The sequence below is a fragment of the Arthrobacter globiformis genome, from assembly GCF_046536215.2.
Lineage (GTDB): Bacteria > Actinomycetota > Actinomycetes > Actinomycetales > Micrococcaceae > Arthrobacter > Arthrobacter globiformis_E.
The window spans coordinates 4,557,800-4,583,883 of the sequence record NZ_CM143421.1 but is presented as its reverse complement, the minus strand read 5'-3'; the positions used below and the strand labels follow the sequence as shown (position 1 = coordinate 4,583,883).

At 66.0% G+C, this 26,084-nt stretch carries 24 protein-coding genes; 12 read left to right on the top strand and 12 right to left on the bottom strand.

Annotated elements, in window-relative coordinates; genetic code table 11:
- Positions 1-169: 169 nt before the first annotated feature.
- The 8 genes from mgrA to R5O87_RS20805 form a co-directional block, all read right to left on the bottom strand.
- Positions 170-1,210, bottom strand: coding sequence for an L-glyceraldehyde 3-phosphate reductase (mgrA, locus tag R5O87_RS20840; RefSeq protein ID WP_410554772.1), 1,041 nt, complete (start codon positions 1,208-1,210; stop codon positions 170-172).
- A 95-nt stretch (positions 1,211-1,305) separates the two neighbouring features.
- Positions 1,306-3,102 carry a malto-oligosyltrehalose trehalohydrolase gene (treZ, locus tag R5O87_RS20835; RefSeq protein WP_410554773.1) on the bottom strand — a complete coding sequence of 599 codons (1,797 nt, stop codon included), beginning with the start codon at positions 3,100-3,102 and terminating at the stop codon, positions 1,306-1,308.
- Complete coding sequence (treY, locus tag R5O87_RS20830) at positions 3,099-5,438, bottom strand: malto-oligosyltrehalose synthase (RefSeq protein WP_410554774.1); 2,340 nt, start codon at positions 5,436-5,438, stop codon at positions 3,099-3,101. Before treY ends, treZ begins: the two co-directional genes overlap by 4 nt.
- The gene (gene glgX, locus R5O87_RS20825) at positions 5,435-7,870 is read right to left on the bottom strand and encodes a glycogen debranching protein GlgX (protein WP_410554775.1); all 2,436 of its coding nucleotides are present in this window, start codon (positions 7,868-7,870) and stop codon (positions 5,435-5,437) included. Before glgX ends, treY begins: the two co-directional genes overlap by 4 nt.
- A 110-nt stretch (positions 7,871-7,980) precedes the next feature.
- Positions 7,981-9,510, bottom strand: a complete 1,530-nt coding sequence (locus R5O87_RS20820) for an NAD(P)H-hydrate epimerase (protein ID WP_410554776.1) — start codon at positions 9,508-9,510, stop codon at positions 7,981-7,983.
- A 19-nt stretch (positions 9,511-9,529) separates the two neighbouring features.
- Positions 9,530-9,877 carry a holo-ACP synthase gene (locus R5O87_RS20815; protein ID WP_018776647.1) on the bottom strand — a complete coding sequence of 116 codons (348 nt, stop codon included), beginning with the start codon at positions 9,875-9,877 and terminating at the stop codon, positions 9,530-9,532.
- Between the two features lie 4 nt (positions 9,878-9,881).
- Positions 9,882-11,774 carry a glutamine--fructose-6-phosphate transaminase (isomerizing) gene (gene glmS, locus R5O87_RS20810; RefSeq protein ID WP_410554777.1) on the bottom strand — a complete coding sequence of 631 codons (1,893 nt, stop codon included), beginning with the start codon at positions 11,772-11,774 and terminating at the stop codon, positions 9,882-9,884.
- Positions 11,775-11,821: 47 nt separating this feature from the next.
- Positions 11,822-12,445: a signal peptidase I gene (locus tag R5O87_RS20805; protein WP_410554778.1), complete on the bottom strand. Its 624-nt coding sequence runs from the start codon at positions 12,443-12,445 to the stop codon at positions 11,822-11,824.
- 148 nt (positions 12,446-12,593) lie between these two features.
- Here R5O87_RS20805 and coaA point away from each other — a divergent pair, with 148 nt between their 5' ends.
- A complete protein-coding gene (gene coaA, locus R5O87_RS20800) occupies positions 12,594-13,559 on the top strand; it encodes a type I pantothenate kinase (protein WP_377964649.1) in 966 nt (321 codons plus the stop codon).
- Here coaA and R5O87_RS20795 read toward each other — a convergent pair.
- A complete protein-coding gene (locus R5O87_RS20795; RefSeq protein ID WP_462836346.1) occupies positions 13,507-13,938 on the bottom strand; it encodes a hypothetical protein in 432 nt (143 codons plus the stop codon). The two genes, coaA and R5O87_RS20795, sit on opposite strands and share 53 nt — an antisense overlap.
- Positions 13,939-13,957: 19 nt before the next feature.
- On the opposite strand from R5O87_RS20795, the gene R5O87_RS20790 reads away from it, so the two are divergent.
- Together R5O87_RS20790 and mscL are read left to right on the top strand one after the other, a co-directional pair.
- Positions 13,958-14,527, top strand: a complete 570-nt coding sequence (locus tag R5O87_RS20790; protein ID WP_462836345.1) for a M15 family metallopeptidase — start codon at positions 13,958-13,960, stop codon at positions 14,525-14,527.
- Positions 14,528-14,577: 50 nt separating this feature from the next.
- Positions 14,578-14,985 carry a large conductance mechanosensitive channel protein MscL gene (mscL, locus tag R5O87_RS20785; protein WP_410554780.1) on the top strand — a complete coding sequence of 136 codons (408 nt, stop codon included), beginning with the start codon at positions 14,578-14,580 and terminating at the stop codon, positions 14,983-14,985.
- 95 nt (positions 14,986-15,080) lie between these two features.
- On the opposite strand, the gene glmM is transcribed toward mscL, so the two are convergent.
- From glmM to rplM, 3 genes are all read right to left on the bottom strand, one after another.
- Complete coding sequence (gene glmM / locus R5O87_RS20780; protein ID WP_410554781.1) at positions 15,081-16,442, bottom strand: phosphoglucosamine mutase; 1,362 nt, start codon at positions 16,440-16,442, stop codon at positions 15,081-15,083.
- 196 nt (positions 16,443-16,638) lie between these two features.
- Positions 16,639-17,145 (bottom strand): 30S ribosomal protein S9, encoded by a 507-nt coding sequence (rpsI, locus tag R5O87_RS20775; RefSeq protein ID WP_102973654.1) that lies wholly within the window; start codon positions 17,143-17,145, stop codon positions 16,639-16,641.
- A gap of 36 nt (positions 17,146-17,181) precedes the next feature.
- Complete coding sequence (gene rplM / locus R5O87_RS20770) at positions 17,182-17,625, bottom strand: 50S ribosomal protein L13 (protein WP_410554782.1); 444 nt, start codon at positions 17,623-17,625, stop codon at positions 17,182-17,184.
- A 524-nt stretch (positions 17,626-18,149) separates the two neighbouring features.
- Between rplM and R5O87_RS20765 the strand changes: the two genes are divergently transcribed.
- From R5O87_RS20765 to R5O87_RS20725, 9 genes are all read left to right on the top strand, one after another.
- On the top strand, positions 18,150-18,611 hold the full coding sequence (locus tag R5O87_RS20765) for a prepilin peptidase (protein ID WP_410554783.1): 462 nt from the start codon (positions 18,150-18,152) through the stop codon (positions 18,609-18,611).
- Positions 18,612-18,884: 273 nt separating this feature from the next.
- A complete protein-coding gene (locus R5O87_RS20760) occupies positions 18,885-19,100 on the top strand; it encodes a Flp family type IVb pilin (RefSeq protein WP_410554784.1) in 216 nt (71 codons plus the stop codon).
- A 124-nt stretch (positions 19,101-19,224) separates the two neighbouring features.
- Positions 19,225-19,629 (top strand): TadE/TadG family type IV pilus assembly protein, encoded by a 405-nt coding sequence (locus R5O87_RS20755; protein WP_410554785.1) that lies wholly within the window; start codon positions 19,225-19,227, stop codon positions 19,627-19,629.
- A complete protein-coding gene (locus R5O87_RS20750; RefSeq protein ID WP_410554786.1) occupies positions 19,617-20,636 on the top strand; it encodes a TadE/TadG family type IV pilus assembly protein in 1,020 nt (339 codons plus the stop codon). The genes R5O87_RS20755 and R5O87_RS20750 overlap by 13 nt, the downstream gene beginning before the upstream one ends.
- A 49-nt stretch (positions 20,637-20,685) precedes the next feature.
- Positions 20,686-21,453, top strand: coding sequence for a Flp pilus assembly protein CpaB (gene cpaB / locus R5O87_RS20745; protein ID WP_410554787.1), 768 nt, complete (start codon positions 20,686-20,688; stop codon positions 21,451-21,453).
- Positions 21,450-22,655, top strand: a complete 1,206-nt coding sequence (locus R5O87_RS20740; protein ID WP_410554788.1) for an AAA family ATPase — start codon at positions 21,450-21,452, stop codon at positions 22,653-22,655. Before cpaB ends, R5O87_RS20740 begins: the two co-directional genes overlap by 4 nt.
- Positions 22,652-24,142, top strand: a complete 1,491-nt coding sequence (locus R5O87_RS20735) for a CpaF family protein (RefSeq protein ID WP_410554789.1) — start codon at positions 22,652-22,654, stop codon at positions 24,140-24,142. The genes R5O87_RS20740 and R5O87_RS20735 overlap by 4 nt, the downstream gene beginning before the upstream one ends.
- The gene (locus R5O87_RS20730) at positions 24,139-25,089 is read left to right on the top strand and encodes a type II secretion system F family protein (RefSeq protein WP_410554790.1); all 951 of its coding nucleotides are present in this window, start codon (positions 24,139-24,141) and stop codon (positions 25,087-25,089) included. Before R5O87_RS20735 ends, R5O87_RS20730 begins: the two co-directional genes overlap by 4 nt.
- 16 nt (positions 25,090-25,105) lie before the next feature.
- Positions 25,106-25,984, top strand: coding sequence for a type II secretion system F family protein (locus R5O87_RS20725; protein WP_410554791.1), 879 nt, complete (start codon positions 25,106-25,108; stop codon positions 25,982-25,984).
- The last annotated feature ends 100 nt before the right edge of the window (positions 25,985-26,084 follow it).

Sequence of the window (26,084 nt, the reverse complement as noted above, 5' to 3'; positions counted from 1 at the left end):
AGAACAAACTTCATGTGCCCTGCGCGTCTGTACCTTGCTGTACGACGGCGTCTGACGGGCACTGCGCCACGCGGCGCGCTTATCAGTCTAACCAAACGCTGCCGGGGCCGGCTTTGTTCCCGCCGGCCCCGGTCATTTGATTACGCGTCTCTTTTCTTTGGGGGTGGGTTCAGACCCGCTGCGCCCATAGGTTGATGTCGGACTCGACGGCGAACTCATCGATCGCCGTCAGCTCGTCAGCGCTGAACCCCAAGTTGTTGATGGCGGCCAAGGTGTCCTCGAGCTGCCTGACGCTGGACGCACCGACAAGTGCCGACGTTACCGGGGAGCCCTTGGGCTGGTCGCGCAGGATCCAGGCGATGGCCATCTGCGCCAGCGACTGTCCGCGGCCGGCCGCGATGGCGTTGAGTCCGCGGACCCTGTCCAGCTTCTCCTCGGTCAGGGCGGATTCGGACAGGAACCTCGCCTTGGCGGCGCGGGAATCGGCCGGGACGCCGTTGAGGTAGCGGTCGGTCAGCATGCCCTGGGCCAGCGGTGAGAACGCGATGGAGCCGGCGCCCACCTGGTCCAGAGCCTCGTACAGGTTTGGCGAGCCGTTCTCGGTCCAGCGGTTCAGCATGGAATAGCTAGGCTGGTGGATGAGCAGCGGGGTGCCGAGCTCCTTCAGGATGCGGGCGGCCTCGAGCGTCTGCTCCGGCGTGTAGGAGGAAATGCCCGCGTACAGCGCCTTGCCGGAACGGACCGCGTAATCGAGCGCGCCCATGGTCTCCTCCAGCGGCGTCTCCGGGTCCGGCCGGTGGCTGTAGAAGACGTCCACATAATCCAGGCCCATCCGCTGCAGCGACTGGTCCAGGCTTGAGATCAGGTACTTCCGCGAGCCCCACTCGCCATACGGGCCGGGCCACATGTAGTAGCCGGCCTTGGTTGAGATGACCAGTTCGTCGCGGTACGGCTTGAAGTCGTCCTGCAGGTGCCGGCCGAAGTTGGTCTCCGCGGAGCCGTCCGGCGGGCCATAGTTGTTGGCGAGGTCGAAGTGGTTGACGCCGAGGTCGAAAGCCCGGCGCAGGATGGCGCGCTGTTCGTCGAAGCGCTTGTCGTCGCCGAAGTTGTGCCACAGGCCCAGCGAGATGGCCGGCAGTTTCAGGCCGCTGCGTCCGACGCGGCGGTAGGGCATGGAGTCGTAGCGGGTGTCCGAGGCCACATAAGTCATACGTTCCATCCTGCCAGCCGCGCCGAGGCTGCGGGGCTGGCGTCCACCATCCGGTCACGGGATGTGGACGCCCGCCCCTTCCGCAGAGAAAAACGTCAGTCGCTGACGACGGCGGCGCTCAGCGGACCGAGCTCCGCACGCTCACCTTCCAGCCGGACGGCGTCGTCGGTGGCCAGCAGCAGGGCACTGCCCGCACCGTCCAGGCTCACCGACTGCTCCGAGAAGTTGAGCAGCACCTGCACGCCGCCGCGGCGGAACCGCAGCCAGCGGGCATCCTCGTCAAACTCCACCTGGGTGTCCTCGAAGCCCAGCTTGGTGAGGTCCGGCGTGGAGCGGCGGAGAGCAGTGAGCGAACGGTACAGCCCCAGCAGCCGGGCGTGGTCGCCGTCGGCGGCTTCCGCCCAGTCCAGCTTGGACCTCCGGAAAGTCTCCGGATCCTGTGGATCGGGCACGACGGCGGGATCCCACCCCATGCGCTCGAACTCCCTGATCCGGCCTTCCGCGGTTGCCTTGCCAAGCTCCGGCTCCGGGTGGGAGGTGAAGAACTGCCACGGCGTGCTGGCTCCGTACTCCTCCCCCATGAAGAGCATGGGCGTGAAGGGTCCGGTCAGCGTCAGCACCGCGGCCAGCGCCAGGCTTCCGTACGGCAGCGTCTGGGAGAGCCGGTCCCCGGTGGCGCGGTTGCCGATCTGGTCGTGGTTCTGCGAGCAGACCACCAGGGCGGCAGGGTGGACCGCGCTGAAATTGATCGGCCGTCCGTGGTGGCGTTCCCGGAAGCTGGAGTAGCTGCCGTCGTGGAAGAAGCCGTCACGGAGCACCTTGGCGAGGGCCGCGAGCGAGTCGAAGTCACTGTAGTAGCCGGTGGTTTCGCCGGTGACGTTGACGTGGACGGCGTGGTGGAAGTCGTCGCTCCACTGCCCTTCCAGCCCGTACCCGTTCGCGTCCCGCGGATACAGGAGGCGCGGGTTGTTGAGGTCGGACTCGGCGATGAGGGTCAGCGGCCGTCCCACCTCGGCGGAGATCTGATCAGCCAGCGCCCCGAAGTCCTCCAGGATGTGGACCGCCCGCTCGTCCTTCAGCGCGTGGACGGCATCCAGCCGCAGGCCATCCACTCGGTAGTCACGCAGCCACATGGCCACGTTGTCCAGGATGAACCGGCGCACGTGGTCGGAGCCGGGCCCGTCCAGGTTCACCGAGTCGCCCCAGGTGTTGCCCTCACCCTGCTTGAGGTAGGGCCCGAACCGCGGCAGGTAGTTCCCGCTGGGGCCGAGGTGGTTGTAGACCACGTCCTGGATCACGCCGAGGCCCGCGGCGTGGGCGGCGTCGACGAACCGCTGGTACGCCTCCGGCCCGCCGTAGCCCTCGTGGACGGCGAACCACTGCACGCCGTCGTAGCCCCAGTTGTGCGTGCCGTTGAACGCGTTCACCGGCAACAGTTCGATGAAGTCCACGCCCAGGCCGGCCAGGTAATCCAGCTTCCCGGCCGCGGCGTCAAGCGTCCCTTCGGGCGTGAACGTTCCGAGGTGGAGTTCGTAGATGACCGCGCCCTGCAGTTCCCTGCCCTGCCAGGCGTCGTCCTGCCAGCCGTAGGCGGACGGGTCAAACGTGCGGGACAGGGCGTGGACGCCGTCGGGCTGGCGCCGGGTCCGCGGGTCCGGCAGCGGTGTTTGGTCGCCGTCCAGGAGGTACCCGTAGTCCACGTCGCCGTCCGCGGGTGCGCCGGCGGCGGTCCACCAGCCGGCGTCGTCCGGCCCGGTCCCGGCCCGGCGCTGCATTGTGAAGCGCTCTCCGGCTGCAAGCAGCGTCACTGATTCAGCGTTGGGCGCCCAGATGTCGAAACGCGCGGGGCCCTGAACGGGTTTCGCGGCTTCGCGGGGGTAGGTGTGCGTCATGACTCTCCTCCTGACTGCGTCACTGTCTGGGGCACCAGCAGCGCAACGGGGAACGTCCTGAAGATCTCGTCAATCCTCACCGTCCCCGGTCCGAAGCCGGCACCGGTCAGTTCGTCCTTCATGGCTGTATTAAGTTCGACGGCGGTGTCCCGCCATCCGCCCGACTGTTCCAGCCCGTAGGGAAGCCGGGTGGCGAGGGTCAATGCGCCGGGTGCTGCCGGGTCGCCGCGGTCGAACGCGAGCAGGTGCCCGGCGGCGGGGCCGCTGGCCTGGACCGCGCGGTAACCCGTGAACAGCTCGGGGCGGTCCCGGCGCAGCCGCAATGCGCGCGACGTCACCAGCAGCTTCGCCCGCTCCTCGGTAAATGATGGGGGAAGTTCGCCGGCATCCAGCTGTTCGAGCGCGGCACGGCGGTCGTCGAAGCTGAACGGGCGCCGGTTGTCGGGGTCCGTCAGCGACCGGTCCCAAAACTCCGTGCCCTGGTAAACGTCCGGAACACCAGGCATGGTCAGCTGCACGAGCTTGGCCGCGAGCGAGTTCGAGGCGCCGTACGGCTCGAGGAGTTCCACGAGGGCTTCCACCTCGGCCTGCACAGCGGGATTGTCGAAGACGGAGTCGACGGCGGCCTTCAGTTTCTCCTCGAACGCCGGGTCCGGGTCGGTCCAGTTCGTGGAATTCCCGGCTTCACGCGCGGCCTTCAGTGCGTAGTACTGCAGGCGTTCCCGGCTGGCGGGCCAGGCGCCGGCAACGGCCTGCCACAGCAGCGCGGACAGCGGACCGTCCGGCAGCGGAGCCAGTCCGCGCAGCCGGTTCAGTGCCTTCTCCCATTCGCCGGCAACCTCGGAGATGACCGAGATCCGTGCCCGGGTGTCCTCGCTGCGTTTGGTGTCGTGCGTGCTCAGCGTCGTCATGGACAGCGGAAGCTCTGCCTGCCGGCGGGTCATCCGGGCATGGAACTCGTCCGGCTCCACGGAGAACTCGGTGGGGTCTGCGCCCACCTCCGTGAGGGTGCCCAGGCGGTTGTAGCGGAAGAACGCGGTGTCCTCCACCCCCTTGGCCATGACCATTCCCGAGGTCTGCTGGAAGCGGCGGGCCAGCTCGAGGTCCGTGTCCAGCAGCAGCGGCTGCAGGGCCTGGATGCTCTGGTCGAGTTCCGGCCGCCTGCGCGCAGCAAGCTCGCACGCCTCCTTGAGGACCTCCGCGCCCTCCGGAAGGTAGGTGCGGTAGACCGGGAAGGCGGCGATGATTTCGGCGAGGGCGTCGGCTCCGGCGTCAATCGAAACACCGGCGTCTCCCGGAACCAGCCGGGCCAGCCGCAGGATCTCGGAGTGGAGGATGCCGTCGGTGATCCGGCGCTTGGTGCCGCGGATCATGTCCTGGTAGTCGGCGGGGTCGCCGCCACGCAGGGACGCGTCCAGCCGGTCCAGCGGTTCCTGGCCGCGCGGGTCCACAAGAACCCGGTCGACGTCGGCGAGGGCATCGTAGCCCGTGGTGCCCTCGCACTCGAAGCTGGCGGGCAGCTGCTCCCCGGGTTCGAGGATCTTTTCGATCAGCAGGTAGGCCCCGCCGGTGGCTTCCCGCAGCCGTTTCAGGTATCCCTCGGGGTCGGCGAGGCCGTCCGGGTGGTCGATCCGCAGGCCGTCCGCGAGGTCCTCGCGGAACCAGCGCACCACCTCCTGGTGGGCCTCGTCGAAGACGGTGGGGATCTCCACCCGGACGCCGGCGAGCGTGTTGACCGCGAAGAAGCGGCGGTAGTTCAGCTCGTTGTCCGCGCGCCGCCACCCGATGAGCTCGTAGTGCTGCCGGTCGTGGACGTCCCGCGGGGAATCGCCCTCGGCGTAGGTGCCGTCGGCCAACGGGAAGCGGTGGTCGTAGTACCGAAGTTCCCCGTCCTTGACCTCGAGCTGGTCCAGGTCATCGTCGCTGCCGAGGACCGGGAGCCGGATGCGTCCCCCGGCGAGGTCCCAGTCGACGTCGAACGCCTCAGCGTAAGGGGACTGGCGCCCTTCCTTGAGCAGCGACCACCACCAGGGGTTCTGCACCGGCGTGGCGACGCCGACGTGGTTGGGCACGATGTCGATCAGCACGCCCATGCCGTAGTCGCGGGCCGCCTTGGAGACGGCGGCCAGGCCCTCCGGCCCGCCGCGCTCGGGATCGACGGCGGAGGGATCGGTGACGTCGTACCCGTGATCGGAGCCCTGCTCAGCGGTCAGGACCGGAGAAAGGTAGACCCAGTCGACACCGAGCGAGTGCAGGTACGGAACGGTTTCGGCCGCGTCAAAGAGCGTGAATCCCTTCCTGATCTGCAGCCTGTACGTGGAGACTGGCGTCCTCACGCTTCCTCCCCAGTGGGCTTGACCGCCCTCAGGTGGCCGCCGCGCTTTCCGGCAGGCTTGCGCGCTGGCTTTTCCGCCGGCTCCTCCACCGGGCTCTTCGCTGGCTCCGCAGCGGACCCAGCAGGCTCCGCAGCCGTTTCCGGCGCCGGCTCAGCGGCCGGCTCCGGAACACGGTCAGCAGCCGGTTCCGCGGGCGGGTTAGCCGGCTTCTTCGTCTTGGCCGGCTCGGGAATGGCCGGCGCGGTGAGCGCCGCGGTCTCGGCGGTGGCGGTCTGCGTCAACGCCGCAAGCGAGGCAGCCACGGAATGGTCCGGCTCCTCCTCCGGTGCGCTGTGGGCGCGAAGAACAACCAGCGACTTGGCCGCAACGGACAGGATAGTTCCGGCGTCCGCAGGCTTGGAGTCGGCCCCTTCGCCGGCGGTGTCGATGATGACGTCCCAGGCCGGAGCGTATTCGTCCGGCGGCAGGGTGAACTCAACGTCGCCGTCGTGTGCGTTGAAGTACAGCAGGAAGTTCACGTCGGTGATCCGGCGGCCACGGTCGTCATGGCCCTGGATGCCGTCGCCGTTGAGGAACATGCCCACGGAACGGCCGAAGCCGCTGTCCCAGTCCTCCGGCTGCATGAGGTTGCCGTCGGGGTCGAGCCAGACGATGTCCGGCAGCCGCTCGCCTTCGCCCCGCCGGACCGGCCGGCCGTCGAAGAAGCGGCTCCGCCGGAAGGTGGGGTGCTTGGCGCGCAGCGAGTTGACGGCGGCAGTGAATTCGATGAGCGGCTGGTCCACGCTGTCCCAGTTGACCCAGGTCAGCTCGGAGTCCTGACAGTACCCGTTGTTATTGCCCTGCTGGGTGCGGCCGAGCTCGTCGCCGTGCAGGATCATCGGCACGCCCTGCGAGAGGAGCATGGTGGCGATGAAGTTGCGCTGCTGCCGGGCCCGGAGCGCCAGGACCTTGGGATCGTCCGAGGGACCTTCGACGCCGCAGTTCCAGGACCGGTTGTGGGATTCGCCGTCCTTGTTGTCCTCGCCGTTGGCGTCGTTGTGCTTCTCGTTGTAGGACACCAGGTCCCGCAGCGTGAAGCCGTCGTGCGCCGTGACGAAGTTGATGGATGCCACCGGGCGGCGGCCGGAGTGCTCGTAGAGGTCCGCCGAGCCGGTGATGCGCGAGGCAAACTCGCCGAGTGTGGCGGGTTCGCCGCGCCAGAAGTCACGCACGGTGTCGCGGTACTTGCCGTTCCATTCCGTCCACTGCGGCGGGAAGTTGCCCACCTGGTAGCCGCCGGGGCCGACGTCCCACGGCTCGGCGATGAGTTTGACCTGGGAGACCACGGGGTCCTGCTGGATGAGTTCGAAGAACGTGGAGAGCCGGTCGACGTCGTAGAACTCGCGGGCCAAAGCGGCGGCGAGGTCGAAGCGGAACCCGTCCACGTGCATCTCGGTGACCCAGTAGCGCAGCGAGTCCATGAGCAGCTGCAGGGAGTGCGGCTGGCGGACGTTCAGGGTGTTGCCGGTGCCCGTGTAGTCCATGTAGTACTGCTTGTCGTCCTCCACCAGGCGGTAGTAGGCCTCGTTGTCGATGCCCTTGAAGCTCAGGGTGGGGCCGAGGTGGTTGCCTTCGGCGGTGTGGTTGTAGACGACGTCGAGGATGACCTCGATGCCGGCGCGGTGCAGTGAGCGGACCATCGCCTTGAAGTCCTGGACCTGCTGGCCGGTGTCGCCGGTGGAGCTGTAGGTGTTCTGCGGCGCGAAGAAGCCGATGGTGTTGTAGCCCCAGTAGTTGCTCAGGCCCTTCTCCTGCAGCGTGCCGTCGTTGACGAACTGGTGCACGGGCATGAGCTCGATCGCGGTGACGCCCAGCTTCTGCAGGTGCGAGATCACGGCCGGGTGCGCCACGCCGGCGTACGTGCCGCGCTGCTCCTCGGGGATCTCCGGGTGCAGCTCGGTGAGCCCGCGGACGTGCGCCTCGTAGATGACCGACTTGTGGTAGGGGATGCGCAGGTTCTGGTCGTTGTCCCAGTCGAAGAACGGGTTGATGACCACGCCCATCATCATGTGCGGCGCGGAGTCGGCGTCGTTCTTGGATGAGGGGTCGCCCATGTTGTAGGAGAACAGCGCGGGGTCCCAGTCGATCTGGCCGGAGACTGCCTTGGCGTAGGGGTCAAGGAGCAGCTTGTTGGCGTTGAAGCGCTGGCCGTTCGCGGGGTCGTAGGTGCCGTGCACGCGGTAGCCGTACTTCTGTCCGGGCTGGATCTGCGGCAGGTAGCAGTGCCACACGTAGCCGTCGACTTCGCGGAGCGTGACTCGGGTTTCGGTCCCCTCGTCGTCGAAGAGGCAGAGTTCCACCTTTTCGGCGTGCTCGCTGAACAATGCGAAGTTGGTTCCGGTACCGTCAAACGTGGCTCCCAGCGGGTAAGCCGATCCGGGCCAGATTTCCATTCGTGCTCCTATACCTCGTCCAACACTGCGTCCGGCAGGTCTTCACGCACGACCTGCACGGAACTTGGTCTTACCGTAGCGGGTGGGTGTGACTATTACGCGGTCCACCGCTAATTACTAAGCGTGCTGACTTTACCCCATATTTCGGGCAGGGCGTCGGATATCCGCCCCGCCGTCAGCGGGCCGCCGGCCGCGGCCGCCGCTCCGGCGAGGCCGTGCAGGCTCGCCCCCATCGCGGCAATGGCCGCCCACCGTTCGTCCGGATCGATGCCCGCCGCACGGAAGCGTCCGACGTCGGACCCCACCTGGGCGAGCAGGGCACCGATGATTCCGGACAGCACATCGCCGCTTCCGGCGGTGGCCAGCCAGGGCGTTCCCTCGGACTGGCTGTAGAAATCCTGGTAGGGCGAGGCCACCAGCGTGCTGGCCCCCTTCAGCAGCACCGTGGCCTCGGTCAGGCCGGCGGCGCGGCGCACGGCAGCGAGGGTGGAGGCTTCAACGGCCTCGCGGTCCAGGTCGGCGCCGAGGCGCTGCAGCAGGGTGGCCAGCTCGCCGGCGTGCGGCGTCAGCACCACATGCGGGGCCAGCACGTCGGGCAGCACGGGCAGGGCGCCGGCGTCGGCCACGGTGGGCAGGCCGGAGTCGACGGCGTCGCGGACGCGCTGCATTTCTTCCTCGTCCTTGCCGTCCATCCCGGAGCCCACGAGCCAGGCCTGGACGTGGGTCTCCGCCACGGTCCCGGTGCTGCAGACCACCTCGGGGCAGCTGTGGCGGATGAGGTCGGCCACCTCCGGCGGCCCGACATAACGGACCATCCCGACGCCGGCGGAGAGCGCCCCGCGGCAGGCGAGCACGGCGGCGCCCGGGTAGGCCGGGGATCCAGCCACCACCCCGAGGACGCCCCGCGAATACTTGTGGGCGCGCCGCGCGGGGCGCGGTAGCAGGGTGGCCAGGTCGGCGGCCTCCAGGCGGCGGAGGGCGGGCCACGGGAGTGAGTCCTCGATACCGATCGGGACCACCACCACCCGGCCGGAGAAATCCGCCCCGGGGTCGGCCAGCAGTCCGGCCTTGGCGCCGCCGAAGGTGACGGTGATGTCGGCCGGCAGCACGGGTCCTGCGGCCTGGCCGGTGTCGGCGTCCACGCCGCTGGGCACGTCGCACGCCACCACGAGGCCGTGACTGCTGCCGGCAAGCAGCGATACGAGGTCCGCCGAGGTTCCCCGGAGACCCCCTTGGGCGCCGGTTCCCAGCAACGCGTCAATGACGACGTCGGCCCTGCCGGCCAGCGCTGCCAGCTCGCCGGCGTTTGTTTCGGTCAGCGTCAGGACCCGGCCGCCGGCGCGGCGAAAGGCAGCCAGGCCGTCCGGGTGGGCCGTGGCGGAGGCGAGCACCGCCGTCGTACGCATTCCCCGTCCGGCGAGGTGCGCGGCGGCGAAGAGGCCGTCGCCGCCGTTGTTGCCCTTGCCCGCCAGGACGGCGACGCTGGCGCCGTACAGGCGGCGTCCGCGGCGGCGCAGCTCTGCGATGGCGGCGCCGGCCATGCCGCGCGCTGCCCGCTGCATGAGAACAGCGCCCACACCTGAATCCAGCAGGGGCTTTTCAGCTTCCCTGATCTGGGTTCCGGTATAGGCGCTGATCATGTGGTCAGTCCGTCCGGGGTCAGCCCTCGGCCAGGACGGTGGCCGTGGCAATGCCGCCGTCGTGGCTCATGGAGAGATGCCACCGTTTGACGCCCTTGGCTTCGGCCACAGCAAGCACCGTTCCCTTGACCTGGATGGTGGGGCCGTTCTGGTCCAGGCCGATCCAGCAGTCCTGCCAGTTCATGCCGGCAGGCGCGCCCAGGACCTTGGCCACGGCTTCCTTGGCGGCGAACCGTGCCGCCAGGGAGCGGGTGTTCAGTTCCCGTTCGGCCGGCACGAAAAGCCGGTCCCGGAGTCCGGGGGTGCGCTCCAGCTGCCGTCCGAAGCGCTCGATGTCCACTACGTCTACGCCGATGCCAACAATCATAGGCTTACTCTACTGTGACGCTCTTGGCCAGGTTGCGCGGCTGGTCCACGTCGTAGCCCTTGCCGGCGGCAAGTTCGCACGCGAAGATCTGCAGCGGAACGGTGGTCAGCAGCGGCATCAGCAGCGTCGGGGTTTCCGGGACGTAGAAGACGTGCTCGGCGTAGTCCCGGACCGCTTCGTCGCCTTCCTCGGCGATCACCAGGGTGCGGGCACCGCGGGCCCGGATCTCCTGGATGTTGGAGACCACCTTGGAGTGCAGCGAATCGCGGCCGCGCGGGGACGGGACCACCACGAACACCGGCTGGCCCTCGTCGATCAAAGCGATCGGGCCGTGCTTGAGCTCGCCGGCCGCGAAGCCCTCGGCGTGGATGTACGCGATTTCCTTCAGCTTCAGCGCACCTTCCAAAGCCACCGGGTAGCCCACGTGGCGGCCCAGGAACAGCACGGACTTCTCGTCCTTCATGCTCCGGGCCAGCTCCCGCAGTTCTTCGGCGGAGTCCAGGATCTTCTGGATCTTCGCCGGGATCTTGCCCAGGTCAGCCAGCACGTCCTTGATCTGTCCGGAGAAAATGTTCCCGCGCAACTGTGCCAGGTACAGGCCCAGCAGGTACGCCGCGGTGATCTGGGCCAGGAACGCCTTCGTGGACGCCACCGCGATCTCCGGACCCGCGTGCGTGTACAGCACGGCGTCGGACTCCCGCGGAATGGTCGAGCCGTTCGTGTTGCAGATGGACACCGTCTTCGCGCCCTGCTCCCGGGCGTACCGGACCGCCATCAGCGTATCCATCGTCTCGCCGGACTGGCTGATGGAGACCACCAGGGTGTTCTCGTCCACGATCGGGTCCCGGTACCGGAACTCGTGCGCGAGCTCCACCTCGGTGGGGATCCGGCACCAGTTCTCGATCGCGTACTTCGCCACCAGGCCCGCATACGCGGCCGTGCCGCAGGCCAGCACGATGATCTTGTCGACCTTCTTCAGCAGCTGCGGGTCAATGCGCAGCTCATCCAGGGTCAGCTTCCCGTTCAGGTCCGAACGTCCCAGCAGGGTCTGCGCCACGGCGTCGGGCTGGTCATGGATTTCCTTCTCCATGAACGAGGAGAAACCGCCCTTTTCGGCAGAGGCCGGGTCCCAGTCCACGTGGTACTCCTTGCCCTGCGCCGGGGCACCGAAGAAGTCCGTGATCTCCACCGTGTCAGCGGTGATCGTCACGATCTGGTCCTGGCCCAGCTCCACCGCACGGCGGGTGTAGTCAATGAACCCGGACACATCCGAACCCAGGAAGTTCTCGCCCTCGCCCAGGCCCACCACCAGCGGCGAGTTCCGGCGCGCCGCCACGACAACGTCGGGCTGGTCGGCGTGCACGGCCAGGAGCGTGAACGCACCCTCGAGCCGCTGGCAGGCCAGCTCCATCGCCCGGGTCAGGCCGCCATCGGAAACGTCCCCGCCCAGCTTGTTCCGGAAAATATCGCCCAGCAGCGCCGCGGCCACCTCGGTGTCCGTCTCCGACGCGAAGACAACACCCTTGGCCAGCAGCTCCTGCTTCAGCTCAGCAAAGTTCTCAATAATGCCGTTGTGGATCACCGCAAGCTTCCCGCCATCAGACAGATGCGGGTGCGCGTTCTGATCCGTCGGACCACCATGCGTGGCCCACCGCGTGTGCCCGATACCGGTCAGCGAATCCGGCAACGGCCGCTCCTCCAGCTCGGCCAGCAGGTTGCTCAGCTTCCCGGACTTCTTCCGCGAGGAAATCTCCCCGTCAGCAACCACCGCAACACCGGCAGAGTCATAACCCCGGTACTCCAGACGGCGAAGCCCCTCAAGAACAACATCCAACGCGCCGTGCCCGGCATCAGCCCGGCCCGACGTACGGCCTACATAACCCACGATTCCACACATGGGTATAAGCCTATCTGGCTTTGCGGAGAACTCCTGCCCCCGCTACGTCATCCTGACCGCCGCCGCCGGCGGACGCCCAGGACGATGAGCAGCACGCACTGGCCGATGAGGCCGGCCGCCGCCAGCATCATCCAGAGCCCGCGGTCCGCGTCGCCGATGGCGCTGGTGAGATAGCCGGCCAGCGGGATCGCATAGAGCGGCTTCCCTTTAATCTGGCGGACGCGGACGGGCTCCGGGTCGTTTGCGTTGGCGTCATCACCCCTGGTGACCAGGGTTCTTTCGCCGTCCTGCATGGCGCCGAAGCCCACAATCCGATGAGTGCGGACTTCGGGGCTGTTAAGGGCGGGCTGGTAGGTGACGAGGTCGCCGAACTTCAGCTGGCTCAAGGCCGCGGGCTTAACCACGAGGAATGTCCCGGCGGGATACGCCGGCGCCGAGTCGTTCGTGGACACGGAATACGTCTGGGCCCCGGTGGCCTGGGGAATGACCACGAGGCCGAGGGCTGCGAAAAGGAGGAACATCAAGACCGCGAAGTTGGTCCACAGCCCTGCCGCGGCGAACCGTTTCCGGCGGCGGATTTCGAAAATCCGGGTGGCCGCTCCCCCGCCGCGTCTGCCACCGAAGTCGCGGCCAGTCCGCTGTGGCGCCTGCGGTATGACTGCCTTTCCCATGTTGAGACCCTTCAAATTCTGCTGCGGTTCTCCGTTATTCCCAGAACACTCCCGCGGCATGCTCAGGAATCGACATCGCAAAGGGTCAAGTTTCACTCAAGAATGGCTGCATTTCGCTCTCGGCGCCGGGAGGGGCAGAATCTCTAGGGTGACTTTGCAACGCAACGAAGCGAACGGAGAGGGTGTTTCCCCGTTCGTGGAGCTGGACCGGCAGACCTGGTCCCGGCTTTCGGCCCAGATGGAGCAGCCCCTTAATGAAGAGGACGTGCTGCGCCTTCGCGGCCTCGGTGACCCCCTGGACATCAGCGAGGTGCGCGATGTGTACCTCCCCCTGTCCCGGCTGTTGCACCTGTACGTGGAAGCCGCCGGCCAGCTGCATGCGGCCACCACAACCTTCCTTGGCGAGCAGACCCAGCGCACCCCGTTCGTGATCGGCGTCGCGGGTTCCGTGGCCGTGGGCAAGTCCACCATCGCCCGTGTTCTCCGCGAGATGCTGCGGCGCTGGCCGGGCACGCCTAACGTCGAGCTCATCACCACCGACGGTTTCCTGTATCCGCTGGCGGAGCTCAAGCGCCGGCAGCTGCTGGACCGCAAGGGCTTCCCCGAGTCCTACGACCGCCGCGCCCTGCTGCGGTTCGTGAGCGAGATCAAGGGCGGCGCGGAGGAGGTGCGGGCACCCTGGTACTCGCATGTCACCTATGACATCGTCCCGGGCAAGGAAGTGGTGGTCCGGCGTCCGGATGTCCTCATTGTCGAGGGCCTGAACGTGCTCGCCCCCGCCCGGCCGCGGCACGACGGCCGCCAAGGGCTGGCGCTGAGCGACTTCTTCGACTTTTCCATCTACGTGGACGCCAAGACGTCATATATCGAGGAATGGTACGTGGACCGGTTCCGCAAACTCCGTTCCACCGCCTTCGCGCAGCCGGAGTCGTACTTCCACCGATATGCCACGCTGTCCGATACCGAGGCCGAAGCGACGGCCCGCGACATCTGGAAGCGCATCAACGAACCGAACCTGGAAGAGAACGTGCTGCCCACCCGGGGACGGGCGCAGCTGGTGCTCACCAAGGAGGCGGACCATTCCGTCCGCAGGATGCTGCTGAGGAAGGTCTAGCGGGCATGTGCGGCAACTGCCCTCCAGATTCCATGAACGACGCCGAGCCCTCCTTGGGCGCGCAGCCCACCCGCCGCGCGGTGGCGCGGCTGTTGATGGCCGGCGCCAGCCTGTCGGCCCTCGCCGCCTGCACCCCCAGTCCGGTACCTGAGGGTTCGGGAGCCGGATCGTCGGTTTTGATCCCGGGGTCCCCCGCGGCGTCCGGCTTTCCGGCCTCGTCCGCCTCCACCGGCGGCTCGGCCACCGCGTCGCCGTCAGCGCCTGCTTCCTCAGCGCCCAGCGCCGCAAAGTCACCGTCAGCTTCGGCGACGCCGTCCACGACGGCGGCGGCAGCCCCGCCGTCGGCCGCGTCCCGCCTGCCCAAACAGTTCTCACTCACCGATCCAGCCAGTCCCTGGGTGATCGTCAATAAGCACCGCCCGCTCAAGCCGGCCAACTACGTTCCGGCCGATCTGGTCCAGCCCAGCGTGGCCCTCGCCGTCACCGGCGAGGCGGCACAGCTGAACCGCACGACGGCGGCTGCCGCAGAACGGATGTTCGCCGCGGCTGCGGCGGACGGCGTGAACATGACGCTGGCGAGCGGCTACCGCTCGTACGCGACGCAGGTGGTCACCTATAACGGCTGGGTGAGCTCCCAGGGGCGGGCCGCGGCGGACACCGCGTCGGCGCGGCCGGGCTACTCCGAGCACCAGACAGGCTGGTCGTTCGACATCGGCGACGGCGGGGGCGCCTGCGGCTTCCAGCCCTGCTTCGCCGGGCAGCCGGCCGCCGTGTGGGCCAAGGCGAACGCGCACCGCTTCGGCTTCGTGGTGCGGTACCCGTTGATGCAGCACCCCATTACCGGGTACTTCTATGAATCGTGGCACCTGCGGTACATCGGCGTGGAGGCGGCAACGGACATGCGGAAACGCGGCATCGCCACGCTGGAACAGTATTTCGGCCTGGCGGCAGCCCCGGGATACCGCTGAGGCACCGGCCGGTCAACTTCCCGTAATCGGGGTGCGGTAGTTTGGTTGGCATGCTTAGTGGATTCAAGAAGTTCATTCTCAAGGGAAACGTCATCGACCTTGCGGTGGCGGTGGTCATTGGATCGGCGTTCAGCGCGGTGGTGGATGCGCTGGTCAAGAGCGTCCTGATGCCGCTGATCTCGGTGCTGGTCGGAGAGCCGAACTTTGACGATTTCCTGGCGTTCGGCGACGTGCGGTTCGGCGTGCTGCTCACCGCGGTGGTCAACTTCCTGCTGGTTGCCTCGGCACTCTACTTCGTCATCGTCGCCCCGATGAACAAGCTGATCGAGCACCGCAACCGCAAGCTGGGCATCGGGCAGGATGCGAAGAAGGAAGCGGCCGAGGACCCGCAGATCGCCCTGCTCAAGGAGATCCGCGACGCCTTGCAGGCCCAGAACCAGAACCAGGCGGCCAAGTAACGCCGGCCGACCGGCAGCAAAAAAGCAGCCCGCCTCGGCTGACCAAGTCGGTCAGTGAGGCGGGTTGCTTTTTGCGTTTGCGGTGCGGCGAAGGCTTAGTCGCCGACGAGCGCCAGCGCCAGCTGGGTCTTCACGACCTGTGCGAGGCGTTCGGCGATGACCTGGGCGGTCTGCTGGTCGCCGGCCTCCACCATGACGCGCACAACGGGCTCGGTGCCGGACGGGCGAAGGAGCACGCGGCCGGTGTCGCCCAGCTCGGCCTCGGCTGCCTTGACGGCCGCGGCCAGGGTCTCGTCGCCGCCGACCCGGCTGCGGTCCACGTCCTTTACGTTGATGAGGACCTGGGGCAGCTTGGTCATGATGGTGGCGAGTTCCTTGAGCGGGCGGCCGGTCAGGGCCACCTGCGCTGCCAACTGCAGGCCGGTCAGCACGCCGTCGCCGGTGGTGGCGTAGTCGGCGAGGATCACGTGGCCGGACTGTTCGCCGCCCAGGTTGTAGCCGCCGTCGCGCATTTGTTCGAGAACGTACCGGTCCCCCACGCCCGTCTCGCGGATGGCGATGCCGGCGTCGCGGAGGGCGATCTTGAGGCCGAGGTTGCTCATCACGGTGGCAACGAGGACGTTGTCGGCGAGCTTGCCGGCCTTCTTGAGGGCGACGGCGAGGATGGCCATGATCTGGTCGCCGTCCACCTCGTTGCCCTCGTGGTCCACGGCAAGGCAGCGGTCAGCGTCGCCGTCGTGGGCAATGCCGAGGTCGGCACCGTGCTCCACCACGGCCGCCTTGAGCGGGCCGAGGTGGGTGGAGCCCACGCCCTCGTTGATGTTCAGGCCGTCCGGCTCGGCGCCGATGACAATGACGTCAGCACCGGCGTCCTTGAAGACCTGCGGGGAACAGCCGCTGGCGGCGCCGTGCGCGCAGTCGAGGACCACCTTCAGGCCGTTGAGGTTGTGCGGGAGGGTTCCCAGGAGGTGGACGATGTAGCGGTCCTCGGCGTCGGAGAAGCGCTGGATGCGGCCCACCTCGCCGCCCACCGGGCGGAAGGGCTCTTTACCCATCTGGGCCTCGATGGCGTCCTCCACCTCGTCGGGGAGCTTCTGGCCGCCGCGGGCGAAGAACTTGATCCCGTTGTCGGGAGCGGGGTTGTGCGAGGCGGAGATCATGACGCCGAAGTCGGCGTTCAGGTCGGCCACGAGGTAGGCGGCGGCGGGAGTGGGCAGGACGCCGGCGTCGTAGACGTCGATCCCGGAGCTGGAAAGCCCGGCCTCCACGGCTGCTGCGATGAATTCGCCGCTGGCGCGGGGATCCCTGGCAACCACGGCGCGCGGCCGTGCACCTTCGCTGGTGCGTTCATGGCCGAGCACGACGGCGGCGGCCTGGGCCAGCTGCAATGCGAGCTCGGCAGTCAGCAGGCCATTCGCCAGGCCACGGACACCGTCTGTTCCAAATAATGTAGACATCGGGTCAAGTTTAGACGATTCAGGTGCCCGTCCCTGCCTTGAACCCGTCCCGCACGGCGTCCATGAAGGGCGTTGCGGACGTTTCCCCTGCTCACCGGCGTTCCCGTGCCGTAACCGGCGTTAACGGCAGAAGCCCGCCCCGCCAAATGGCGGAACGGGCTTCTGAATGAGGCGGAACCGCCCCGGCAAGCGCGATTTAGCGCTTGGAGTACTGCTGAGCCTTGCGTGCCTTCTTGAGACCGGCCTTCTTACGCTCGATGACGCGGGCGTCACGGGTGAGGTAGCCGGCCTTCTTCAGGGTGGCGCGGTTGTTCTCGACGTCGATCTCGTTCAGCGAACGGGCGATGCCGAGGCGCAGTGCACCGGCCTGGCCGGAGGGGCCACCGCCATGGATGCGGGCGATGACGTCGTAGGCGCCTTCGAGATCGAGGATCTTGAAGGGCTCGTTGACGTCCTGCTGGTGCAGCTTGTTCGGGAAGTAGTTGTCCAGCTCGCGGCCGTTGATGGTCCACTTGCCGGAGCCCGGCACAACGCGAACGCGTGCAACGGCTTCCTTGCGGCGGCCAACAGCTGCGCCGGCAACGGTCAGTGCCGGGCGCTCCTTCTTCGGAGCAGCCTCAGTAGCGCCGCTTTCCGAGGTGTAGCTGGTCAGGTTTTCCTCAGCCTCAACGGCTTCGGTGGTCAGTTCATCGTTCTGAGCCACGGTTCTCCTTGTAGATAAAAGTGTTGGTGGCCAGGACTACTGGGCGACCTGGGTGATTTCGAAAGTCTTGGGCTGCTGGGCTGCGTGGGGGTGCTCGGCGCCACGGTAGACCTTCAGCTTGCTCAGCTGCTGGGCAGCGAGGGAGTTCTTGGGGAGCATGCCCTTGATGGCCTTCTCAACGGCGCGGACCGGGTTGGTCTCAAGCAGTTCCGCGTAGTTGACGGAGGTCAGGCCGCCCGGGAAACCGGAGTGGCGGTATGCGCGCTTCTGCTCCAGCTTGGCGCCGGTGAGGGCAACCTTTTCAGCGTTGATGATGATGACGAAGTCGCCCATGTCCATGTGGGACGCAAAGGTCGGCTTGTGCTTTCCGCGCAGCAGTGTTGCGGTCTGGCTGGCAAGACGACCCAGGACAACGTCGGTGGCGTCAATGACGTGCCACTGGCGGTTGATATCGCCGGGCTTCGGGGTGTACGTACGCACGGTGTTTGCCTCGTTCTTGTTCTGGCGTTCTTTGTTTTAGGCGTCACGCGGGGTGCGCCTACTATCTATGCGCGACCGGAACAGAGGTGAGGGCTCTATGGACCAGTTATCCCCTAGTCCCGAAAATGCCCGTTGGGTAGCGACCCTGCAACTGGATCCCCAAGCGGGCACGCATCATCGAGAAAGGACACGCACAACGACTACCAAGAATAGCGCCAACCGGAGGCCCGGGTCAAAATGGGGTATCCGGTGGCGGGGGCTTGGAGTCCTGCGCCAGCGCCGGGCCCTTCCAGCCAGGAGTCCATGTGTCGTCAGCAGGTATCGCCGCCAGCGCCGGGCCGCTCTCTACTGCGCCGCTCTTTGCAGTAGCCGTAGGGCTCCTTGGCATTCTACTGAGCCCGCTTGCTGAACTCCTCATCGCCCGCACCCTCCCCCGCCTCGGCGGACTGCCGGGTTTGCGGACCAGAATTACGACGGCGGCAGTCACCGGATTGCTGTGCAGCACCCTCGCGCTTCGGTTCGGAATGGAGTGGTCCCTGCCGGCTTTTCTGTTGCTGGCGGTCCTCGGCGTGCAGCTGGCCCGCATTGACCTGGCCCATCATTTGCTGCCAAACCCCCTCGTGCTGACGCTCCTTATGGCCGGCCTGGCGCTGCTCTTCCTGGGAAGTTTCGCTGCGGCACAGTGGGCCGAGCTGCTCCGCGCGGCGGCAGGGGGCGCCATCCTGTTCGTTGTTTTCCTGATTTTGGCCCTGATTTCGCCAAACGGCATCGGCATGGGGGACGTCAAGCTCGCTGCCCCGGTGGGCCTTTACCTGGGCTACTTGGGGTGGGGCCAACTGTTCTACGGCGGGGCCCTCGGTTTCGTTCTGGGCGGGATTTTGTCCGTCGTTTTGATTAGGCTAAAACACGCCAATTTGCGCTCCGAAGTCGCTTTTGGCCCGTCGATGCTGGCCGCAGCCTTGGGCACTGTTTTATTGGCATCCTGAACACCAATTTCCCTGGTGAAACGTTAAATTTCCTATAGGCACCTTGACGCTTTCTTGATGACCCACGTAGCCGAGTGCTTGTAATTTCCTGAAACTGAGTACCCGCTTGGGGGGAATACTTATTTTCTTGGGGGGAAAGTCGGGTAGAGCTACGCATTGTTGCGGATGCGGCCCCGGGTGGATTCTTTAGCTATCGAAAGCGCCAGCCCTTTCGCGGTATGGGGGAGGCTGGAATTCGATGAAATTTATTCCACCGAATTTAAGGAAATTACAATGACTACTCTCATGGTCTCGGTTCTTGCCTTCGTCTCCGGAATCAAGGACCGGCTGACATCAGAAAAAGGCGCCACGGCAACCGAGTACTCGCTGCTCATTGCATTCGTCGCATTCGCCATCATCGTTGGCGCAGCCCTGTTCGGCGATGCCCTCAGCAAGTGGTTCTCCGATCTGGGCACCGAGGTCGGCACCTGGGTCACCAAGGCCCCTTAGTCGCCGCTGCGCCGGCTAGTCGAGCGAACGAAATAACACTCCCCAATGGTGCGCCGCGCTTGTTTGAAGCGCCAGCGCGGCGCACCACACCCCCATTCAGCTGTACCTACTCGCGGAGGGTCCAGTGATACGCAGCAGTTCACGCTCCATCAAGGGAGCGCGCCCTTGGAAGGAACGGGGCGCAGTCGCGGTCGAGTTCGCCTTGGTCGCACCCATCCTTCTGGCGCTGGTGGCTGGCATCGTCGAGTTCTCACACGCCTACAACCTGCAGATTTCGGTCACCCAGGCGGCACGGGAGGCAGCCCGGGAGATGGCAATCAATGACGATCAGGGTGCAGCCGCACTCGCCGCGGCCGCCGGCGCACCTGGGCTCAACGCAGACGACTTCCAGTACTCATTCAGCCCGGCCGCCTGCAGCGCGGACGCGGACATGACGGTGACCGTCACGTACCCGGCCGCCACGTTGACCGGCATTTTCGGCAGCACCGTCACAGTAACTGGAGTAGGAGCCATGAGATGCGGCGGCTGAAGAATTCCCATGCCGAACAGGAACGCGGCGCGGCAGCCGCCCTAGTCGCTGTCATCATGTTGGTGCTCCTGGGTGCAGGCGCACTGGCAGTGGACGTCGGCCAGATCTACGCCGAACGGGCGCAGCTGCAAAACGCTGCCGATGCCGGTGCCATCGCCATCGCTCAGGCTTGCCATGCGACGGGATGTACGCAGTCCGAGGCGGAAGCTATCGCCCAGGACTTTGCCAACGGCAATTCAAACGACGAATCGTCCAACGTGCAGCAGGTAGATATGTCTGTAGCCAACCAGGTCACCGTCAGAACAACTACCCGTGACGGTAAAAGCGGAGCAGGCTTCCTGCGGCAGATGTTCAGTTCTGCCCTTGACGCACCGCCGGCGACAGTAGGTGCCCACGCAACCGCTGCCTTGGAGTTCCCCACCAGGGGCTCGGGATTTCCCCTGGCGATTTCAAACCACTGCTACAACCTGTCCGCAGCACTTGCAACCGGACAGGTCCAGAAAATCTCCTATAAACCCGGCGGAACCTGCACCGATCCCTCAGGCCATGCGATTCCGGGGGGCTGGGGCTGGCTGGACCGGAGCTCGCCCTGCGTGGCTACCACCCAAACCGGTAACAACCAGATGGGCTCGGACCCGGGCAATAATCCGCCTACGGACTGCCAGGCCATCCTCACCAAGTGGAAGGCAACCATTCTGGCCGGCGAGGAAGTCAAAGTCGCCTTCCCCATCTTCGACAATGCTACAAACCAGGGGCAAAACGGCCAATTTCACATTATTGGCTATGCGACGTTCAAAATCTGGGGCTGGAAGTTCGGCAACAACGGTGTTTACGAGTTTCGCAACACATCCACCGCTCCGGGAATGACAAGCGCGCTTGCCTGCTCTGGAGGCAATGATCGCTGCGTTATTGGTCAATTCATAAAATTTGAGTCAATCGACTCATTTACCGGCGGCGCAAGCGGGGGGACGAATTTGGGGACCGTGATTGTCAAGCTCATCGATTAAGGGCTAGCAAATAGACAAACGTCAATAAAAAATTCTTAAGGGGAATACAGTGAAAACTCGCCTACTGGGAGGCATTGCTGCGCTGCTTGTGGCAATCATCGGCACCGTGTTGCTGGTCTCATACGTGCAAAACGCTGACAAGCGCGCCATGGCCGGCACAGAGACGGAGAGCGTCTATGTCGTGGAGAAGACCGTCACGGCAGGCACCGGTATAGACAAGGTTGCCGGCGCCGTCGTCCGGAAGGATGTACCAAAACTGGCTGTGGCCGCCAATGCGGTAACCGATCTGAACCAGGTTGGCCAGAAGGTCGCGGCCGTGGACCTGATGCCGGGCGAACAACTCCTAAGCACCCGCATGGTGGACGCTGCCTCCATCCTCGGCCCGGCCAGGGCACAGGTTCCGGCGGGCATGCAAGAGATCACCCTCAAGCTGCCTATCGAGCGGGTGGTGGGCGGAACTCTTGCGGCCGGGGACACCGTTGGCGTCTTCCTGTCGGTTGCGGACTCCGGGACTAAGTCCGGAGGGACACAGCTGACCTTCCACAAGGTTTTGGTCACGGCGGCCCAGTTCAGCAACGGCAGCACGGCCAAGTCCGAGGACACGGCCGCCCAGGAGGATTCAGCCAAGGGCTCGCTCGCCTCGAAGCAGTCTGCTTCGTCGGACGGCACCTACCTCATCACGTTGGCCCGCAACTCATCCGATGCCGAACGGATCGTCTTCGCCACCGAGTTCGGAAGCGTTTACCTCTCCAAGGAACCGGCCAACGCTGTGGAAGGTACGTCCGGCGTCGTGAACACCGGAAGGCTGTTCCGATGAGCCGCTTTATCCTCATCACCCCGAACGCCGACTTCGAACGCCGCATCCAGCTGGCAGTGTCCGGCATGCACGGTTCGCTCCGTGTGTTCCAGGCGGACTACCTTCCCGAAAGCCCGCAGGACTTCCTCCGGCAGCTCGTCGGCGAGCCCCCGGAGGTCCTCATCCTCGGCCCAGGGTTGCCCGTTGACGGCTCCCTGAAACTAGCCTCGGTCATGGACCTCCAGTACCCGGAGATCAGCGTGGTGCTGGTGGTTCCCGAAACCCAGGAAGTCGTGCTCCAGGCAATGCGTTCGGGTGTGCGCGACCTCCTCGACCCGGCCGCCGATCCCGATGCCATCCGCGTCCTGCTGGAACGTGCCAGCCTCGCGGCGGCAGGCCGCCGTCGTGGTTTGCCACCTGGCGCATCCGAGCACGCCGATCACGGCGAGGGCGGGCGGGTCATCGCGGTCATGTCTCCCAAAGGCGGGGTTGGCAAGACCACGGTGGCAACCAATCTCGCCGTCGGGCTTGGCAAGTCAGCCCCTATGAGCGTGGTGATCGTGGATCTGGACCTGCAGTTCGGCGATGTTGCCAGCGGATTGATGCTGGATCCGGAACACACCATCACCGACGCCGTCGTGGGAGCGGCCAGCCAGGACTCCATGGTCCTGAAGGCGTACCTCACCGTCCACCCCGCAGGAATTTACGCCCTCTGTGCGCCGCGAAATCCAGTCGAGATGGACAGGATCTCCGGTGAACAGGTCAGCCGGCTGCTCAGCCAGTTGCGCGAGGAATTCCATTACATCGTGGTGGACACGGCACCCGGCCTGGGTGAGCACGTCCTGGCAACGCTAGAACAGGCCACCGATGCCGTCTGGATCTGCGGAATGGACATTCCCAGCATCCGGGGCCTCAGGACGGGCTTCCAGATCCTCGCCGAGCTCGGCCTGCTTCCGGAAAAACGGCACGTTGTGCTGAACATGACGGACCGGCGGGCAGGCCTCACGCTGCAGGACATCGAGGCCACCATTGGCTCCCCCGTTGATGTGGCCCTCCCCCGCTCCAAGACGCTGCCCTTCTCCACCAACAAGGGCGTGCCCATCCTCCAGGACGGCAGCCGGGACTCGGCCGCCAAGGGACTCCGCCAACTGGTGGAGCGCTTCAAACCGAACTGGGAAGACAGACCCCACAAGAAGCTGCACAGAAGGGCGGTAGTCCAGTGAACCTCACAGACCGGTTCCAGAACCTCCGGGGCGAGCCCAAGCCCGACCCCGAGAAGCCACAGCCCGCCGACGTCTTCAAACCCAAACAGGCTGCCGCCACCCTCGGCAAGAAGCACGATGAGCAGGTGGCCGGCACGGTTGCGAGTGCCACGGCAGCCCTGGAGACGCCAGCGGTGGCATCCGTTACCAGCGAGGCACTCAACGCCCTGAAGGAACGGGCCACCCAGACGCTCTATGAGCGGCTGGGTTCCCGGCTCACCGACTCTGCGCTCGAGGACGAGGAACTGCACCAGTTGGTCCGCGATGAACTGAAGATCGTTGTGGACGAGGAGCAAGTTCCGCTGTCGGGCCCCGAGCGCCAGCGGCTCATCAAGGACATCATCGACGACGTCCTGGGCCACGGCGCCATTCAGCGGTTCCTGGACGATCCGTCCATCACCGAGGTCATGGTGAACCGGTACGACCAGGTCTATGTGGAGCGCCAGGGACGCATCCTCCCCACGGACACGAAGTTCAGCTCCGATGAGGCGCTGCGCCGGGTGATCGACCGCATCGTGTCCAAGGTGGGCCGCAGGATCGACGAATCCTCCCCGCTGGTGGACGCACGGCTCGCGGACGGCTCGCGCGTCAACGCCATCATCCCGCCGCTGGCCGTCAACGGGCCGGCGCTAACCATTCGAAAGTTCGGCCGGGAGGCGCTGACGGTCCATGACCTTGTTTCCCTGGGCAGCCTTTCCCCCGAAATGGCGGAACTCCTGCACGCTTGCGTCGGGGCCCGGATGAACATCATCGTTTCCGGTGGCACCGGCACCGGAAAGACCACCCTCCTGAACGTGCTGTCGGGGTTTATCCCTGCCGAGGACCGGATCGTAACCATCGAGGACGCCGTCGAACTGCAGCTCCAGCAGGAACACGTCATCCGGCTCGAAAGCCGCCCGCAGAACATCGAGGGCAGGGGCGAGGTTTCCATCCGGGACCTGGTCCGGAACTCCCTCCGCATGCGGCCGGACAGGATTGTGGTGGGCGAGGTCCGCGGCGGCGAATGTCTCGACATGCTGCAGGCCATGAATACCGGGCACGACGGTTCCATCTCCACCGTGCACGCCAATTCGCCGCGGGACGCCATCGCCAGGCTCGAGACGCTGGTGCTGATGGCAGGCATGGACATTCCGCTCCGCGCCGTTCGCGAACAGCTCGCCTCGGCCGTCAACCTGGTAGTGCACATCACCAGGATGCGTGACGGCTCGCGCCGGGTCACGCACATCACCGAGGTGCAGGGCATGGAGGGCGACATCGTTACCCTCCAGGACGCCTTCGTGTTTGACTACTCGGCCGGCATGGACGCCAACGGCCGCTTCCTCGGGAAGCCGGTGCCGACGGGCGTGCGGCCTCGGTTTACCGAACGCTTCGCCGAACTCGGCATCGAGATCTCGCCGGCCGTGTTCGGAGCCTCACTCATCGGCGTTGCGCCGCCAAGGGGGCGATGACAGTGGCTGCCGACTCCGGCATTTTCGTTGTGGCGCTGGTGCTGCTGTACCTCGCTATCTTCCTGGTCTTCGGCGTGGCCCTCAGGCCTAATTCGGGCCTTCCGATGTCCCGGCGCCGGCCTGACGTTGCAGTTGCCCCCTCATCCCTGACCAAGCTGACCGACCAAGCCGTGGGCGCGCTGAACAAGGGCCTCAAGAAGCGCGGCACCGGCCTGCTTACCCAGGAACGGCTGGATGAATGCGGGCTCAAGAAAGAACCGGGCGACTACCTGATCATGGCGGGAGTCATCACCCTGACCGCCGGCGTCGTCGGCTTCTTCCTGGGCGGACTCTTCGCCTCAATCCTTCTGACGCTGCTGACGCCGCTGGGACTGCACCTGCTGCTGAACGTTCTGGCGGCGCGCCGCCGTCGGCAGTTTGACCAGCAGGTGCCGGACACCCTTCAGATGTTCTCCGGTGGCCTGCGGGCAGGCCACAGCCTACTCCGGGCGGTGGATGCGGCGGGGCAGGAAAGCCAGCCGCCGATGTCGGAGGAGCTGGGGCGGATCGTCAATGAGACCAGGATCGGCCGGGACCTCGGCGAGTCGCTGGCGGACGTGGCCAGACGGACCAGAAGCGAGGATTTCCTCTCCATCTCGCAGGCGATCGAGATCCACCGGGAGGTGGGCGGTGACCTGGCGGAGGTGCTGGACCATTTGGGTGACACCGTCCGCGACCGCAACCAGGTGCGCGGCCAGATCCGGGCGCTGAGCGCTGAAGGCCGGATGTCGGCGCTCGTCCTCATGGGCCTGCCGGTGGTGATGTTCACCGGACTGACACTTTTCAACGAGAAGTACTCCCGGGTTTTCACTAGCACCCTGCCTGGGTACCTCATGATCGCCGCGGCGGTCGTGCTTCTGACCGCAGGCGGCTTCTGGCTTAGCCGGATCGTCAAACCGAAATTCTAGGGAGAAGGTGGTCATCATGCAGCCTGTGGCTTACGCCGCGATCCTGGCCGTGATCGCACCTGTGACGGTCATGACCTGGTTCGTCTTCACCGGTGACCGGGCCGGGCTCCGCAACATCCAGGCCAACCTCGGCCGGGTTTCCAAGACCAAGGGCCAGACCCTCAGCGTCAACGAAAAGCTAAAGTTGGCCAGCCAGCGCATCATGCCGAGGGGCTACGCCGCCTGGCTGGACCGGCAGCTCGCAGGTGCCGGCCGGCCCAAGGAGTGGCCGCTGGCCCGCCTCGTCATGGTCAAGCCTCTGCTTGCCTTCGCGGGGGCGGTTGCCGGGTACCTGATTTTTGTCGGCCACCCGTCGACCCAGCGTTTCCTCATCATGGTGGGAATTACCGCCCTCTGCTACTTCACCCCGGACCTGCTGGTGCGTAGCCGTGCACAGAAACGGCGGGAAGCCATCCGGCTGGAGCTGCCGGTTGCCCTGGACCACATGCTGATCTCGGTCCAGGCGGGCCTCGGATTCGAGGCGGCCATGGGACGCGCCGGCACCAACGGCAACGGTCCGATGGCAGAGGAGCTGATCCGCACGCTTCAGGACATCCAGGTGGGCCGGTCACGAAAGGAGGCCTACCTCGCGATGGCAGAACGCGTGGACGTGCCGGACGTACGAAGCTTCATTCGGGCGGTGGTCCAGGCCGACGCGTACGGCGTGGCCATTGCAGGGGTCCTCAAGGCCCAGGCCGAGGACATGCGAATCAAGCGGAAGCAACGCGCTGAGGAGCACGCCATGAAGATGCCGGTAAAGATGCTGTTCCCGCTTATATTCTTCATTCTCCCTACGCTGTTCATCGTGGTTCTTGGCCCGACGGTGATGAGCATCATGTCGATCTTCACGAGGTAAGTTTTCGTTCCAAGGGACCCTTCGGCTCATTCAGCCGAGGGGTCTCTTTGCTGCGTTGTGGGCTTCCAAATCGCTTCAAGGTTCAAGGTTTACGCAGGGG